Below are 14,846 nucleotides of genomic sequence, written 5' to 3'. Positions count from 1 at the left end.
CCGTCACCTTCGTGCCCCCGTGCGGCGACCCGTGCGTGATCGGATCGCGACCGGATCGTCTCGTCCCGCCCGCTCGACCCGATTCGAAGGAGCCCGAGATGTTGCGTCGCCGATCCGCCCCGCTCGTCACCGCCCTGCTCGCCGCGGCCCTGCTCGCGGCCCCCGCCCAGGCCGCCGCCGACACCGCCCCGCCGGGGGTGCCGCTCGATCAGTTGCGCGCGGAGGTCGCCGACTCCCCCGAGACCCTCGCCGCGCTCGAGCGGCTCGTCGCCGACTCCGGCTCGGCGGATCCGTTCGCGCCGCCACCGAAGAACATCCCGCAGCCGTTCTCGTCACCCGCACCGACCGTCGGTCCGGGCTGCGGCGGCGGTTTCGTGCCGTTCGCGATGACCACCGCGTGGGTGCATCCCGGCCCGCACGGTCAGGTGCCGTTCGGGTCGATCGAGGTGATCGTCGAACCCACTGCCGGTGCGCCGGTGACCGCCTCGGACCTGAAATTCGTGTGGATCAACATGGAGAACATCCGGGCCGGGGTCGCCACCCTCGACAACAACGGCGGCGGATTGCAGTCCACAGTGATCGACAGCGGTCCCGGTGCGGTGCTCGGCGCCCTGTTCGGCTCGCTGCAGTACGCCAACGGTGCGTTCTGCCAGGTGATCTACACCATGGGTGGCTTCTTCGCCTGAGCCCGCGCTCCCCGATCGGGGCGGTCAACGCAGTCGTTCGGCGTCGCGGGCCAGATCGAGCAGCTCCGCGCACAGGGCGGTCAGCTCGTCGGCCGCGGCGCCCTCGGCGACCGCGGTGGCGACGTCCTCGGCGGCGCAGCGCGCCCGGAACGCGCGGTCGGCGAGTGCCTCGACCTCGCCGGCGGTGAGCACCACCGAATCCTCGGGCAGTCCGGCGCGGCGGGCGCTGCTGCGCTGCTCGTAGGCGCGTTGCCGGCACGACTGGCGGCAGTAGCGGCGTCGCCGCCCGGTGCCGATCTCCGGTACCGGGCGCCCGCACCACAGGCACGTGCTCGCTCGGGTGTCACGTCCGGTCACGAGCGTCACTGTACTGCCCACCTGCACCCCCGGCGGGGCGGCGGGAACCCCGGACGCACGGGCCGGTGCGGGCGCCGTGCGCGCGGCGGTGCGGCGAGTCGGTAGACTGGTCCCTCGGCTCCTCGGTGGGCCGCGGGAACGGAATCGGCTCCGCAGACGTTGAGCACAGTGGACGTCGAGCCCGGTGTCGATGCCGCACGGCATCGTCACCCGGGCGGAGCACACAAGGAAGGACACCACCATGGCAGATCGTGTACTGCGAGGCAGCCGACTCGGGGCGGTGAGCTACGAAACCGACCGCGACCACGATCTGGCGCCGCGGCGAATCGCGCGCTACCGCTGCGACAACGGCGAGGAATACGACGTGCCGTTCGCGGACGACGCGGAGATCCCCGGCACCTGGATCTGCAAGAACGGCCTCGAGGGCACCCTGGTCGAGGGCGCCGCACCGGAGCCGAAGAAGGTCAAGCCGCCGCGCACCCACTGGGACATGCTGCTCGAGCGTCGCTCCGTCGAGGAACTCGAGGACCTGCTCAAGGAGCGCCTGGACCTGCTCAAGGCCAAGCGCCGCGGCGCCTGACACCCGCGCCGCCGAACACGTACGTGTGCCGCCCCGGACGATCGTCCGGGGCGGCACACGTCGTTACGGACCCCGCAAGCGCAGCCCGACGGGACGGTGGTTCCGCGAATTCGATTGCGGCCCCGCCACGAATCGATCAATCGTCGATATCGGCCGGATGGTGCGTGCAATCATGATCGCACGCCGATCGATCATGATCGGCACGCCCGATCCACGACCTTCGCGCCGGTGCTCCGGCGGGTCGCTTGCAAGGGGGTGAATGTCCGTGACCGACCGTCACCACACTGCGGCGGACGCGCCGTCGACACAGGCCGCCGCCGATTTGGCCGACCTGCGTGCCGAACTCGACGACATCGACCGGACCCTGCTCGACGGGATCCGCGCCCGCCTCGAAGTGTGCGGACGCGTCGCCGAACTCAAGCAACGCCACGGCCTCGACGTGCTGCAACCCGGCCGCATGGAGGTCGTGCACCGCCGCGCCCAGGACTACGCGCACAGGCACGGCCTGTCCGGCGACTTCGTGCGCTCGCTGTACACCCTGCTCATCGACGAGGCGTGCCGGGTCGAGGACCGCATCGTCTCCGGCGGCGCCCCCGCGGACCGGGTCGGCTCCGGTCGCCGCGGCGACGGCACGAACTGAGGCCCGTCGTGTCCGCGCCCCGACCGATCCGCACGGTGTTGATCGACAACTACGACTCGTTCACCTACAACCTCTACGACCTGATCACCCGCGTCAACGGCATCCCGCCGCGGGTGCTCACCAACGATCGCAGCTGGGACGAGCTCGTCGCCGAACCGTTCGACAACATCGTCATCTCCCCCGGCCCGGGCCGACCCGACCGGGCCAGGGACTTCGGGATCAGCGCCCGCGCCCTCACCGACGCAGAAGTGCCGCTGCTCGGGGTGTGCCTGGGCCATCAAGGGCTGTGCCAGCTGTTCGGCAGCGCCGTGATCACTGCCCCCGAACCGGTGCACGGCCGCACCAGCCCGATCCTGCACGACGGCACCGGCCTGTTCGCCGGGCTGCCGTCGCCCTTCGAGGCGGTGCGCTACCACTCGCTGATCGCCGACCCCGTCCCCGACGAGCTGGTCGCCACCGCCCACACCCCGGACGGGTTGCTCATGGCCGTCGCGCACCGGCACCGGCCGCTGTGGGGGGTGCAGTTCCATCCCGAATCGATCGGCACCGCCCACGGCGCGCAACTGCTCGCCAACTTCCGCGACGCCACCCCGCCGCGCAGCCCGATCACCGTCACCGCCCCCGCCGATCCGGAACCGGTACCCGAACCGGCCCCGCGCTATCTGCTGGCCAGCCGCCGGCTGCCGCTGCACCCCGACCCGTCCGCGGTGTACGAGGCGCTCTTCGCCGCCGGCCCGCACGGCTTCTGGCTCGACGGCAGCGCCGCGCTGGAACCGCAGTCGCGGTTCACCGTCCTCGGCAACGGCGCCGGACCCCGCGCCGACTACCTGACCTACCGGGTCGGGGAGGGCATCGTGCGCGAACACCGCGCCGACGGCACCGTCGAGGAACACCGCCGACCCGTCTTCGACCATCTCACCGCCCGCCTCGCGGAGCGCCGCGCCGCCGCCCGCGACGACCTGCCGTTCGGGTTCGCGCTCGGCTACGTCGGGTATCTCGGCTACGAACTCAAGGCCGACGCCGGCGCGCAACTCGTGCACACCTCCCCCTACGCCGACGCCGCGCTGGTCTTCGCCGACCGGGCGGTGATCGTCGACCACGACGACCGCTGCTGCTATCTGCTCGCCCTGACCGAGGACACCGACGATCCCGAGACCCTCGCCTGGTTCGACGCGACCGCCGCGATCCTGTCGGCGCTGCCCGAACCGGTGACCGACGAGCAGATCCCGGTGCCGCTGATCGGCGCGGACGGTGGCCCGCAACTGCGGCTGCGGCACTCCCCGCAGCGCTATCTCGATCTGATCGCCCAGTGTCAGAACGAGATCCGCAGCGGCGAGACCTACGAGGTGTGTCTGACGAACACCGTCACCGTCGACGGCGGCATCGACCCGCTGAGCACCTATCGGGCGTTGCGCCGCATCAGCCCCACCCCCTACAGTGCGCTGCTCGACTTCCCCGAGGTCGCGGTGCTCAGCGCCTCCCCGGAACGGTTCCTGCGGATCGACGCCGACGGCACCGTCGAATCGAAACCGATCAAGGGCACCCGCCCACGTGGCCGGACCCCCGGCGAGGACGCCGCGTTGCGGGACGGACTGTGGGCCAGCACAAAGGACCGCTCCGAGAACCTGATGATCGTCGATCTGGTGCGCAACGACCTGTCGCGGGTGTGCGTGCCCGGCTCGGTGCACGTGCCGGCACTGTTCGCGGTGGAAACCTATGCGGCGGTGCATCAGCTGGTGTCCACGGTGCGCGGCACGCTGCGTCCGGACGTCTCGGCGGTGGACTGTGTGCGCGCCGCCTTCCCCGGCGGATCGATGACCGGTGCCCCGAAGCTGCGCACCATGGAGATCATCGACAAGCTCGAGGACGGCCCCCGCGGGGTGTACTCCGGGGCCATCGGATATCTGTCGCCGACCGGCGCCGCCGACCTGTCGGTGGTCATCCGCACCCTCGTCGCCACCGCCCACGAGGTCACCTTCGGGATCGGCGGGGCGATCGTGGCGCTGTCCGATCCGGACGACGAACTCGACGAGACCCTCGTCAAATCCGTGGTGATGCGCCGCTGCCTCGCCGCCGCGCGCGACACCACCCCGACCGACGGAACCGATGCGATCCGCTCCGCGGACTCGGACGATCTCGTCGACGGGCCACCGGTGCTGCCGGGGCGGGCCGGGCCGTGATCACGCCCGGCCGGGTGATCGTCGCCGGCGGATGCGGCGCCGTCGGCGCCCTGCTCACCGCGGCGTTGCGCGAGGCCGGCCGTCAGGTGCTCGTCGTCGACCCGGCCGCCGCCCCGGCTGCACCCGGGATGCTGCGCGCCGATCTGACCGCCCCCGACACCCGCCTCGCCGCGGCACTCGACGGCGCCGACATCGTGGTCCTCGCCGTCCCCGACGTCGTCGCCGGTGCCGCCCTGCCGGTGCTCGCGCGGCTGCTGCCCCCGCACACCCTGCTGGTAGAGACCCTGTCGGTGAAGACCCCGATCGCCGCGGCGCTGCACACCTACCGGCTCGGCGCCCCCACGCTCGGCATCAACCCGATGTTCGCCCCCGATCTCGGATTGCCCGGCCGACCCGTGCTGACGGTGCGCCACCACGACGCACCGGTCGTGACCGAGTTCGTCGCGGCGCTGCGCGACTGGGGTGCCACCGTGGTCGAGACCACCGCCGACGAACACGACCGCATCACCGCCGCCGTGCAGGTGCTCACCCACGCCGCGATCCTCGCGTTCGGTATCGCCCTCGACCGGCTCGACGTGCCGGATGCCGCCGCGCGGGTCGCCGCGCCCCCGCACACCGTGCTGCGCGCGCTGCTCGCCCGCGTCTCCGGTGGCACCGCCGAGGTCTACCACGACATCCAGCTCACCAACCCGTACGCCGCCACCGCCCGCCGCGCCCTCGCCGGCGCGGTCGCCGATCTCGACGCCGCCACCGACGCCCTGCCCGACTTCGCGGCGCTGCTCGACCGGGCCCGCGCCGCGCTCGGCGACGGGCAACCCGCCGCCACGCAGCTGTGCGGGCAGCTGTTCGCGGCACTGCCCCGCGATCCGGGCGCGGTCGGCGGTCCGAGCGAGGAAAGGAGCCGGACATGAACGAATCCGACATCCCCGGCCCGCAGCTGCGCGCGCCGGAACTCCCGCAGTACGACCCGTCCGATCCGGCGGAGAGCGCGGTGATCGCCGGGCTGACCCGCTCGTGGCCGCGCCGCGCCGCCGTCAAGAAACCCGAGGTCGACCTCGACGCGCTGTTCGAGGCGGACCGCGCCGACTATCCCGAGCAGATGCTGCCCTTCGCCGAGCATCCGCGTTATCTCGCGCTCGACGAACAACAACAGGCGCGGCTGCGGGCCTGGGCGTGGATTGCCTACAACAAGAGCGTCGTCGACATCGAACAGCACGTCGTCAACCCCGGCTTCGCGTTGATCACCGAGGACGCCTTCGGTATCGGCCCGTCCGACACGGTGGTCACCGGGGTGCTCCAGGCGATGGTCGACGAGCAGTACCACACCCTCATGCACCAGCAGGCCAACGTGCTCACCCGCCGCCGCCGCGGCTGGGCGCTGAAGGAGTCGGTGCTGCCGCCGTGCCCGACTGTGCGCGAGCATCGCGCCGCGGTCGCGCACGCCGAGACCCCGCGGGACGCGGCGCTGGTGCAGCTGGCGTTCACCACCGTCGCAGAGACTTCGATCAGCGCCTATCTGGCGTTGCTCACCACCGACCCGGAGCTGCAACCGGTCAACCGCGCGACGGTGGCGGTGCACCGCCGCGACGAGCTGTGCCACGCCTCGCTGGCCGGTGAGCTGCTCACCGCGGTCCTCACCGAACTCGACGACACCGATCGGGTGCGGCTGCTCGACGCGCTCGGCACCGCGGTCGCGGCGTTCACCGGCGCCGACACCTCCACCTGGGCGGCGATCATCGCGCGCGAGAACATCCCCGGCGGCGACGAGTTGGTCGCCGACACCATCGCCGTGACCGAGGGCCGGCCGGTGGTGCAGGACTGCAGCGCCATCCGCCGGCTGTGCGCGGGACTGGGGCTCGGGGAGGAACTCGACGCCCGCTGGCCGTGGCCGCGCAGCGCCTAGCGCCTCGGCCGCGCAGCGCCTAGCGCCTCGGCCGCACAGCGCCTAGCGCCTCGGCCGCACAGCGCCTAGCGCCTCGGCCGCACAGCGCCTGGTATCCCGGCCGCGCGGGCCGAGTCAGCGGCCCAGCAGTGCCCGCAACCGCGCGAGACGGCTGCGCAGCCCCCACACGGTGACCCGCACGAGGGCCTCCTGCACGATGTTGCCGTTCATCTTCGACTCGCCGATTTCCCGTTCGGTGAACGTGATGGGCACCTCGGCGACGGTGAATCCGGCCTGCAGGGTGCGCCACGCCAGATCGACCTGGAAGCAGTAGCCGTGCGAGGCGATCGCGTCGAGGTCGAGCTTCTCGAGCACCTCACGGCGGTAGGCACGGTAGCCGCCGGTGATGTCCTGGATCGACACCCCCAGCGCGAGACGCGAGTAGATGTTGCCGCCGCGGGAGAGCACCTCGCGGTGCCACGGCCAGTTCACCACCGTGCCGCCGGGCACGTAACGGGAGCCGAGCACCAGATCAGCGCCGGCGTCGACCTTCTCCAGCAGCAGGTGCAACTGCTCGGGGGCGTGGCTGCCGTCGGCGTCCATCTCCACGAGCACCGTGTAGCCGTGCTCGAGCCCCCACCGGAAACCGGCGATGTAGGCGGCACCGAGACCGTTCTTCTCGGTGCGGTGCAGCACCGCGATGCGCTCGTCGGCGGCGGCGAGGTCGTCGGCGAGGTCACCGGTGCCGTCGGGACTGCCGTCGTCGACGACGAGGACATGGGTGTGCGGCAGCGCAGCGTGCAGCCGCGTGATGATCCGACCGAGGTTCTCCCGCTCGTTGTAGGTCGGAATGATCACCAGGGTGCGGGCGCTGGGTGCGCTGTCGTTCCCGGCCGGCGTCGCCGCTGCCATCAGAGGTCCTCCTTGTCGAACCGGCCACCGGCCGGTGCTCCTGCTGCGCCGGTGCTGGTGCGAGCTGCCGCACCGGCCTTCTCCCGCCGTCCTCGCACCAGGACGAAACCGGCGGCGGCCACGGCCGCGGCGCAGAGCACAAGCTCCGGCGCCACTCCGAGCCGACTAGCCAGCGTAACGTCTGCGCGCACGGGCACCTGCGCCACCAGGGCATCGGGCACGAACAACGGTGTGCTCTGCTGCACCCGACCGGCCGGATCGACGATCGCGCTGACCCCGCTGGTCGCCGCGACGATCACGGCCCGGCCGTGCTCGACGGCCCGCACTCGCGACATCGCCAGCTGCTGATAGGTCATCTCGGTGTCGCCGAAGGTGGCGTTGTTCGTCGGCACCGCCAGCAGTTGCGCGCCGGCGTCGATCGAGTCGCGGAACGCCCGGTCGAAGGCCACCTCGTAGCAGGTCGCCACCCCGATGTCGATGCCGCCGGCGGTGACCATGCCGTCGCCGTCGCCGGGCACGAAATGGCCGGCGCGGTCGGCGTACTCGGAGAACAACCGGAAGAACGACCGCCACGGCAGGTATTCGCCGAACGGCTGGATGATCTTCTTGTCGTGCCGCTCCCCCGGACCGGTCTGCGCGTCCCACACGATCACCGAATTGGTGGTGGTCCGGTCGTCGTTGACGAGCACCGCCCCGACGAGGATCGGCGCGTCGATCGCGGCGGACGCGGCGGAGATGTCGCGTGCGGCATCGGCGTTGCGCAGCGGGTCGATATCGGAGGCGTTCTCCGGCCAGATCACCACATCCGGGGCCGGAGCCCGTCCGGCGGTGACGTCCTCGGCGAGAGCGAGGGTGCGGGCGACATGATTGTCGAGCACCGCCTTGCGTTGGGCGTTGAAGTCCAGGCCCAGGCGCGGCACACTGCCCTGGATCGCCGCGACCGTCACCGTCGACGACTCGTCGGTGGCGGTGCGCACCAGCGGCCACGCCGCCGCGGCGAGCAGCGGACCGAGCAGCGTCACCGCGACCGGCACCGTCCAGGCCCGCACGGGGCGGGGACGGCGGGAGGCGGTCAGGGCGAGGGCGGCGAGCCCGGCGCCGGTCGCGGCCACGGCGAACGACACCAGCGGGGCGCCGCCGACGACGGCGAGGGAGACGAACCCACCGTCGGGTTGGCCGAACGCCAGCCGACCCCACGGGAACCCGCCGAACGGCACGCTCGACCGCAACCATTCGGTCAGGCTCCACGCCGCCGCGATCCACAACGGCGCGACCGGCAACGACCGCAGGTGCACCACCAGCGCCCCGAACAGGCCGACGAAGACCGCCTCGGCGGCGGCGAGCGCCAACCACGGCAACGGACCGACGTACACGCCGATCCAGGGCAGCAGCGGCACCAGGAAACCGAGGCCGGCGAGATAGCCGTAGCCGAACCCCGCGCGTCGCCGCATCGGTACTGCAGTCGATACACCGACCAGGAGCGCGATCCCGACGGGGGCGAGGAACCACAGCGGACGCGGCGGGAACGACGCGAACAGCACCACTCCCGCGACGACGGCGAGCAGCGCGCGCAGCGCGACGACCCGCACCGCCCGCACGGTGACCGTCGCGAGGGGCCGGCCGGTCACCGCGCGTACACGACCCGGCCGCGGTGCACACTGCGCACCAGCACCGGATCGGCGGTGCCCGGGGCGAGATCCGGCAGCGGCGCCACCCGCGACCGCGGATCCGTCGACCACCGTTGCACCGAATCCTTCGGGGCGCTGACCACCAGCTCCCCGACCTCCCAGATCGCATACGACGCCGGCGCACCCGGATCGAGGGTGCCGGCCAGACCGTCACGGACCCCACCAGCACGCCACGCCCCGCGGGTCGCGGCGGCGAACGCCGCCCGCGGCGAGATCCCGCTGCCCTCGGTGCGGTGGTGCACCGCCGCCCGCAGCATCGGCCACGGCCGCGGCGCCGTCACCGGCGCATCCGAACCGAACGCCAACGCCAGCCCGGTCGCTGCCAGCGGCGCGAACGCGTTCAACGCCGCGGCGCGGTCGGCGCCGAGCCGCTGCGCGTACATCCCGTCCGCCCCGCCCCACAAGGCGTCGAAGCTCGGCTGCATGCTCGCGATCACCCCGTACCGCGACAACACCTCCGCCTGCGCGACCGTCAACGACTCGACGTGCTCGAGCCGATGCCCGCGCGCGGCGAGCACCGGTCCCCCGACCTCCGCGGCGACCGCCTCGAAGGCCGCGACCGCGGCGGTGGTCGCCGCGTCACCGATGACGTGGAAACCGGCCTGAATGCCCGCCGAGGTGCACGCGCGCACGTGCGCGGTCAGCTCGTCCTCGGTCAGATAGCGGGTGCCGCAGCAGTCCGGCAGATCGTCGTACGGGCGGGCCAGCGCGGCGGTGTGCGAACCGATCGACCCGTCGACGAACAGATCCCCGCCCAGGGCATCGGCGCCGGTCTCGGCGAGCAGCTCCGCGGCTTCCTCGCCGGTGCGCACCGCCTCACCCCAGTAGCCGCGTACCTGCACCGGATGGTCGGTGCCGAGCAGTTCGGTGAAGTCGTCGAGCCCGGAGATGTCGGGGCCGGCGCATTCGTGCACCGCGACGTAACCGTGCGCGGCGAAATCGTCGAGGGCCGCCAGGCGGGCGCGGGCACGCTGCGCGGCGGTCAGCCCGCAGCGGGCGGCGCCGCGCACCGCATGATGCGCCGCGGCGGTCAGCGGCTGCTGCGGATCGAAGCCGGCCAGCTCGTCGAGGGGTTCGGCGACGGCCCGCAACGCGCTCGACGCCGCCGCCGAATGCGCATCGATCCGGCCGAGATAGACGAGCCGGGCCGGGGCGGCGGCATCGAGGTCGGCGGTGGTCGGTGGCGTCGGGTCGGGCCAGCGGGTCTCGTCCCAGCCGTGCCCCCAGATCACCGCGTCGTCGTGCGCATCGGCGTGCGCGCGGACCCGGCGCAATGCGTCGTCGCGGTCGACGGCGTCGGTCAGATCCAGCCCGGTCAACGCCAGGCCGTGGCTGGTGGTGTGCACGTGGGTGTCGACGAAACCGGGGGCGACGAACGCGCCGTGCAGATCGACGATCTCGGCGTCCGGGTGCAGGGCGCGGCCGGGCCGGTCCTGCCCGACCCACACGACCGTGCCGTCGGTGACGGCCATCGCGGTGGCATCGGGGGCGCTGGCGCTGTAGATGCGGCCGCCGACGAGAAGCTGGGTGTGCGGTGCAGGGCTCACGAGTGCCCAGTCTGCCCGTTACCGCTCCTCGCGGCGGCGCGGGGTCTCCACGATCTCCCCTTCGAGCACGGTGCCACGGTCGTCGACCTGCTCGGTCACGGCCGCACCACCGGTCAGGTGCGGGGCACCACCGACGACACTGTGATCGACGACCTGCCCGTCGACCACCACCAGCCGCTGCGCGGAGAACCCGGCGGCGCGGGCCCGCCGCGCGACCAGCGTGCGCACCGCCGGACGCAGCGCGGCGCGGGACGGCAGCAACAGCAGCACCCCGAGCACGGTGCTGACGATGCCGGGAATCAGCACCAGGGCCGCGCCGGCGCCGATGAGCGCGCCGTCGGTGAGCACCCGCTCCGGGGAATTCGCGTGCGGCGCCCGGCCACCGCGCAGCTCACCGAGGTTGCGCAGCGCGCGGCGACCCAGGGCGGCAAGCACGAGATAACCGGCGGCGCTGACACCGAGGAAGATCAACACGGTGGCCAGGGCTCCGAGGGTGGAGCCGAGCCAGGCCAGCACCGCGATCTCCGCCACGACGTAGAGCACGAACAACAACGGGTACACGGCGGGACTTCCTTCCGTCGGCGGCTTCTGTCCGGTCAACGAACGGACCACCGGTTTTGCTCCCGCACCCGACCCGCGGATGCGGCGCGTGATCGAATGGCCGCCATGACTGCAGGTGACTGGGCGTTGCTGATGACCGCCGCGACAGCCGCCGGCTGGGTGGACGCGGTGGTCGGCGGCGGCGGGCTGATCCTGCTGCCCGCCCTGTTCCTCGTCGCCCCGCAATTGACGCCACAGGCGGCGCTGGCGACGAACAAGCTCACCGCGATCTGCGGGACCGGCGCGGCGGTGCTGACCTTCGCGCGGCGCATCCCGCTGCGCTGGTCGCTGCTCGGCCCCGCCGCCCTGGTCGCCGCGCTGGCCGCGGCGGCGGGGGCGGCGGCGGTCTCGCTCATCGACCGGGAAGTGTTCATCCCGATCGTGATGGTCGTGCTCGTCGCGGTAGCGGTGTTCGTCACCGCCCGCCCGAAACTCGGCACCGGCAGCACCCGCCGCCCGTCCACGCTGCGGCTGGCCACCGTCGTGGTCACGGCCGCGGCGGTGATCGGCTTCTACGACGGGATCCTCGGGCCCGGCACCGGCACCTTCTTCATCATCGTGTTCGCGGCGATGCTCGGCAGCGAGTTCGTCACCTCGGCGGCGATGGCGAAGGTGCTCAACTTCGGCTCGAATCTCGGGGCGCTGGTCCTGTTCGCCGTCGGCGGGCACGTGTGGTGGGCGCTCGGGGCGGCGCTGGCGGTGTGCAATGTCGCCGGCTCGGTGCTCGGCTCCCGGATGGCGCTCGCCCGCGGCGCCGGGTTCGTGCGGGTGGTGTTGCTGGTCGTGGTGATCGCCATGGTGATCCGCCTCGGCATCGAACAGTTCGGCTGAGCCACCCGAGACGCTCGGTGCGGCAACCCCGATGCCGCACATCCCGGCGTTACCGTGGGCGGGTGAATGCGGTGGACGACGATTTCCTGGCCCTGCCGTTGCACGCGGCCGCCGACGCGGGCCTGACGGTCGCGCGGGCGGCGGGTGCGAGTCACGCCGATGTGCGGGTGCATCGGATCCGGACCGGGACGAGCACCCTGCGCGACGGCGCCCTGCAGGCGGCGGTGGACGACAGCGACTGCGGGGTGGCGGTGCGGGTGCTGCTCGACGGCACCTGGGGATTCGCGTCGCATCCGGTGCCCGGCCCGGACGGCGCCGCCGATGCCGCGGCCCGCGCCGTCGCGGTCGCCCGCACCCTGCGCGCGTTGAACCGGGATCCGGTGCAGTGGGCCGACGAAGCGGTCCACCGGGACGCGGTGTGGGTCTCGCCGTACGAGATCGACCCGTTCACCGTCCCCGCCGCCGAGCGCATCGCGGTGCTCGAGGACCGTTCGCGGCGATTGCAGGACGCCGTCGGTGTCGACCATGTCGCCGCGAATCTGACCCTGGTCAAGGAGCAGACCTTCTACGCCGATCTCGCCGGGTCGACGATCACCCAGCAGCGGGTGCGGATCCACTCCGACCTCGACGCGACCCGCGTCGACCGTGAGGCCGGCACCTTCGAGTCGATGCGCACCCTGGCCCCGCCGACCGGCCGCGGCTGGGAGTATGTGGCCTCGGACCGGTGGTGGGACTGGAGCCGTGAGCTCGCCGAACTGCCCGAGCAGCTCGCGGAGAAGGCGCAGGCCCCGTCGGTGATCCCGGGCCGCACCGATCTGGTGATCGACCCGACGAATCTGTGGCTGACGATCCACGAATCGGTCGGGCACGCCACCGAATACGACCGCGCCATCGGCTACGAGGCCGCCTACGCCGGCACCTCCTTCGCCACCCCCGACCTGCTCGGCAGCCTGCGCTACGGCAGCGACGTCATGCATGTCACCGCCGACCGCACCGAACCGCACGGCATGGCCACCGTCGGCTACGACGACGACGGGGTCGCCGCCCAGTCCTGGGATCTCGTGAAGGACGGGGTGCTCGTCGGCTACCAACTCGACCGGGCGTTCGCCCCGAAGCTCGGGGTGGCCCGCTCGAACGGCTGCGCCTACGCCGATTCGGCGCATCACGTGCCGATCCAGCGGATGGCGAACGTGTCGCTGCAACCCGATCCGAGCGTCGATCGCAGCACCGCCGATCTGATCGCCGGGGTCGACGACGGGCTGTACATCGTCGGCGATCGCAGCTGGTCGATCGACATGCAGCGGCACAACTTCCAGTTCACCGGTCAGCGGTTCTACCGGATCCGCGGCGGCCGGCTCGCCGGGCAGGTCCGCGATGTGGCCTATCAGGCGTCGACCACCGAGTTCTGGGGTGCCCTCGAGGCGGTCGGCGGCGCGTCGACCTGGCAGCTCGGCGGCGCGATGAACTGCGGCAAGGCGCAACCCGGGCAGGTCGCGTCCGTCTCGCACGGCTGCCCGTCGGTGCTGGTGCGCGGCGTGAACGTGCTCAACACGGTGCAGGAAGGTGGCCGATGATCCCCGGAGACCGACTCGTCGAAACCGCCCTGGCGACCTCCCCTGCCGACGAGACCATCGTGATGGTCACCGACAGTGCCGAGGCGTCGCTGCGGTGGGCCGGCAGTTCGATGACCACCAACGGCTCCGCCCGTGCCCGCGGCGCCACGATCCTCGCGATCCGCCGCACCCCCGACGGCGCACACTGCGGGGTGGTCAGCGCCCCGATCGTCGACGCCGACGACATCGGCGCGGTGGTTGCCGCGGCGTGGGCGGCCGCGCAGCAGGCCCCGGCGGCCCCGGATGCCATGCCGTTGATCGACGGCGACGACACCGACCCGCAGTGGGGCGAAGAGGCCGTCGGCACCGACGTCGAGGTCTTCGCCCCGCTCCTCGACGGGCTCGCCGCCGGCTTCGACGACACCGACGCCCTCTACGGATTCGCCCACCACCAATCCACGACGATGTGGCTGGGCACCTCCACCGGGGTGCGGCGCCGCTGGGTGCAACGCGACGGGTCGCTCGAGATCAACGGCAAACGCGGCGGCCTGACCGGGGCGAGCGCCTGGGTCGGCGCCGGCACCGTCGACTTCACCGACATCGCAATGGATCCGCTGCGCGCCGAACTGGCGCGGCGGCTGGACTGGGCCGGTACCCGCGTCGACCTGCCCGCCGGACGGTACGAGACGCTGCTGCCACCCTCGGTGGTCGCGGACCTGATGATCCCGCTGCTGTGGTCCCTCGACGGGCGCGGCGCCGAGGAGGGCCGGTCGGTGTGGGCCGGGCCCGGCAGCACCCGCCTCGGCGAGCAGATCGCGGCGCTGCCGGTGACATTGACGTCCGATCCGGCCGCGCCGGGGCTCGGCTATGCGCCGTTCGTGGTCACCACAGCCTCTACCGACAGCGTCTCGGTGTTCGACACCGGGATGAGCGCCGGGCGCGTCGACTGGCTCCGCGACGGCGCCCTGCACGCGCTGGCGTATCCGCGGGCCGCAGCCGCCGAATTCGGGGCCACCCCCACGGCGCCGGGCGAGAATCTGCTGCTCACCGGTGGCAGCACTGCCGATGTGGACGACATGATCGCCCGCACCGAACGCGGTCTGCTGCTGACCACCGTGTGGTACCTGCGGGAGGTCGATCCGGCGGTGCTGTTGCTGACCGGCCTGACCCGCGACGGGGTGTATCTCGTCGAGGACGGGCAGGTGCGGGCGGCGGTGAACAACTTCCGGTTCAACGAATCCCCGGTCGATCTGCTCGGCCGCGCCACCGAGATCGGCGCCACCGAACGCACCCTGCCGCGGGAGTGGAAGGACTGGTTCACCCGCACCGCGATGCCGCCGGTGCGCATCCCCGACTTCCGCATGTCCTCGGTCAGCGCCGCCCACTGACC

Annotated in this window: 14 protein-coding genes; 9 read left to right on the top strand and 5 right to left on the bottom strand. The window is 72.5% G+C overall.

The features are described from left to right. Positions 1-98: 98 nt before the first annotated feature. Complete coding sequence (locus tag AC6CID_RS15155) at positions 99-686, top strand: hypothetical protein (RefSeq protein ID WP_033098325.1); 588 nt, start codon at positions 99-101, stop codon at positions 684-686. 24 nt (positions 687-710) lie between these two features. On the opposite strand, the gene AC6CID_RS15150 is transcribed toward AC6CID_RS15155, so the two are convergent. After that, positions 711-1,052, bottom strand: a complete 342-nt coding sequence (locus AC6CID_RS15150) for a hypothetical protein (RefSeq protein ID WP_006554803.1) — start codon at positions 1,050-1,052, stop codon at positions 711-713. A gap of 232 nt (positions 1,053-1,284) precedes the next feature. Here AC6CID_RS15150 and AC6CID_RS15145 point away from each other — a divergent pair, with 232 nt between their 5' ends. The 5 genes from AC6CID_RS15145 (at position 1,285) to AC6CID_RS15125 (ending at position 6,346) form a co-directional block, all read left to right on the top strand. Continuing rightward, a complete protein-coding gene (locus AC6CID_RS15145; RefSeq protein ID WP_006554802.1) occupies positions 1,285-1,623 on the top strand; it encodes an RNA polymerase-binding protein RbpA in 339 nt (112 codons plus the stop codon). Positions 1,624-1,882: 259 nt separating this feature from the next. Then, entirely contained in the window at positions 1,883-2,263 is a 381-nt protein-coding gene (locus tag AC6CID_RS15140; RefSeq protein ID WP_019289573.1) for a chorismate mutase, read from the top strand. An 8-nt stretch (positions 2,264-2,271) separates the two neighbouring features. Further along, a complete protein-coding gene (gene pabB, locus AC6CID_RS15135; protein ID WP_498354171.1) occupies positions 2,272-4,443 on the top strand; it encodes an aminodeoxychorismate synthase component I in 2,172 nt (723 codons plus the stop codon). Continuing rightward, a complete protein-coding gene (locus AC6CID_RS15130) occupies positions 4,440-5,354 on the top strand; it encodes a prephenate dehydrogenase dimerization domain-containing protein (RefSeq protein ID WP_498354170.1) in 915 nt (304 codons plus the stop codon). Before pabB ends, AC6CID_RS15130 begins: the two co-directional genes overlap by 4 nt. Further along, a complete protein-coding gene (locus AC6CID_RS15125; protein WP_498354169.1) occupies positions 5,351-6,346 on the top strand; it encodes an AurF N-oxygenase family protein in 996 nt (331 codons plus the stop codon). Before AC6CID_RS15130 ends, AC6CID_RS15125 begins: the two co-directional genes overlap by 4 nt. A 114-nt stretch (positions 6,347-6,460) precedes the next feature. Here the strand turns inward: AC6CID_RS15125 and AC6CID_RS15120 are convergent, their stop codons facing one another. The 4 genes from AC6CID_RS15120 to AC6CID_RS15105 are packed head-to-tail and all read right to left on the bottom strand — an operon-like array spanning position 6,461 to position 11,033. Further along, positions 6,461-7,237, bottom strand: coding sequence for a polyprenol monophosphomannose synthase (locus AC6CID_RS15120; RefSeq protein ID WP_006554797.1), 777 nt, complete (start codon positions 7,235-7,237; stop codon positions 6,461-6,463). After that, the gene (gene lnt / locus AC6CID_RS15115) at positions 7,237-8,865 is read right to left on the bottom strand and encodes an apolipoprotein N-acyltransferase (RefSeq protein WP_498354168.1); all 1,629 of its coding nucleotides are present in this window, start codon (positions 8,863-8,865) and stop codon (positions 7,237-7,239) included. The genes AC6CID_RS15120 and lnt overlap by 1 nt, the downstream gene beginning before the upstream one ends. Next, positions 8,862-10,472: an amidohydrolase gene (locus AC6CID_RS15110; protein WP_254707529.1), complete on the bottom strand. Its 1,611-nt coding sequence runs from the start codon at positions 10,470-10,472 to the stop codon at positions 8,862-8,864. The genes lnt and AC6CID_RS15110 overlap by 4 nt, the downstream gene beginning before the upstream one ends. A gap of 18 nt (positions 10,473-10,490) precedes the next feature. Beyond that, positions 10,491-11,033, bottom strand: a complete 543-nt coding sequence (locus AC6CID_RS15105; protein ID WP_064061913.1) for an FxsA family protein — start codon at positions 11,031-11,033, stop codon at positions 10,491-10,493. Between the two features lie 105 nt (positions 11,034-11,138). Between AC6CID_RS15105 and AC6CID_RS15100 the strand changes: the two genes are divergently transcribed. From AC6CID_RS15100 to AC6CID_RS15090, 3 genes are all read left to right on the top strand, one after another. Continuing rightward, positions 11,139-11,903 (top strand): TSUP family transporter, encoded by a 765-nt coding sequence (locus AC6CID_RS15100; protein WP_033098288.1) that lies wholly within the window; start codon positions 11,139-11,141, stop codon positions 11,901-11,903. A 62-nt stretch (positions 11,904-11,965) separates the two neighbouring features. Then, positions 11,966-13,477, top strand: coding sequence for a TldD/PmbA family protein (locus AC6CID_RS15095; RefSeq protein WP_498354167.1), 1,512 nt, complete (start codon positions 11,966-11,968; stop codon positions 13,475-13,477). Continuing rightward, a complete protein-coding gene (locus AC6CID_RS15090; protein WP_498354166.1) occupies positions 13,474-14,844 on the top strand; it encodes a metallopeptidase TldD-related protein in 1,371 nt (456 codons plus the stop codon). Before AC6CID_RS15095 ends, AC6CID_RS15090 begins: the two co-directional genes overlap by 4 nt. The last annotated feature ends 2 nt before the right edge of the window (positions 14,845-14,846 follow it).

The sequence above is a fragment of the Rhodococcus sp. GQ147 genome, assembly GCF_059759155.1.
The sequence above is the reverse complement of the archived record's forward strand: the minus strand, read 5'-3'. Positions and strand labels throughout refer to the sequence as shown.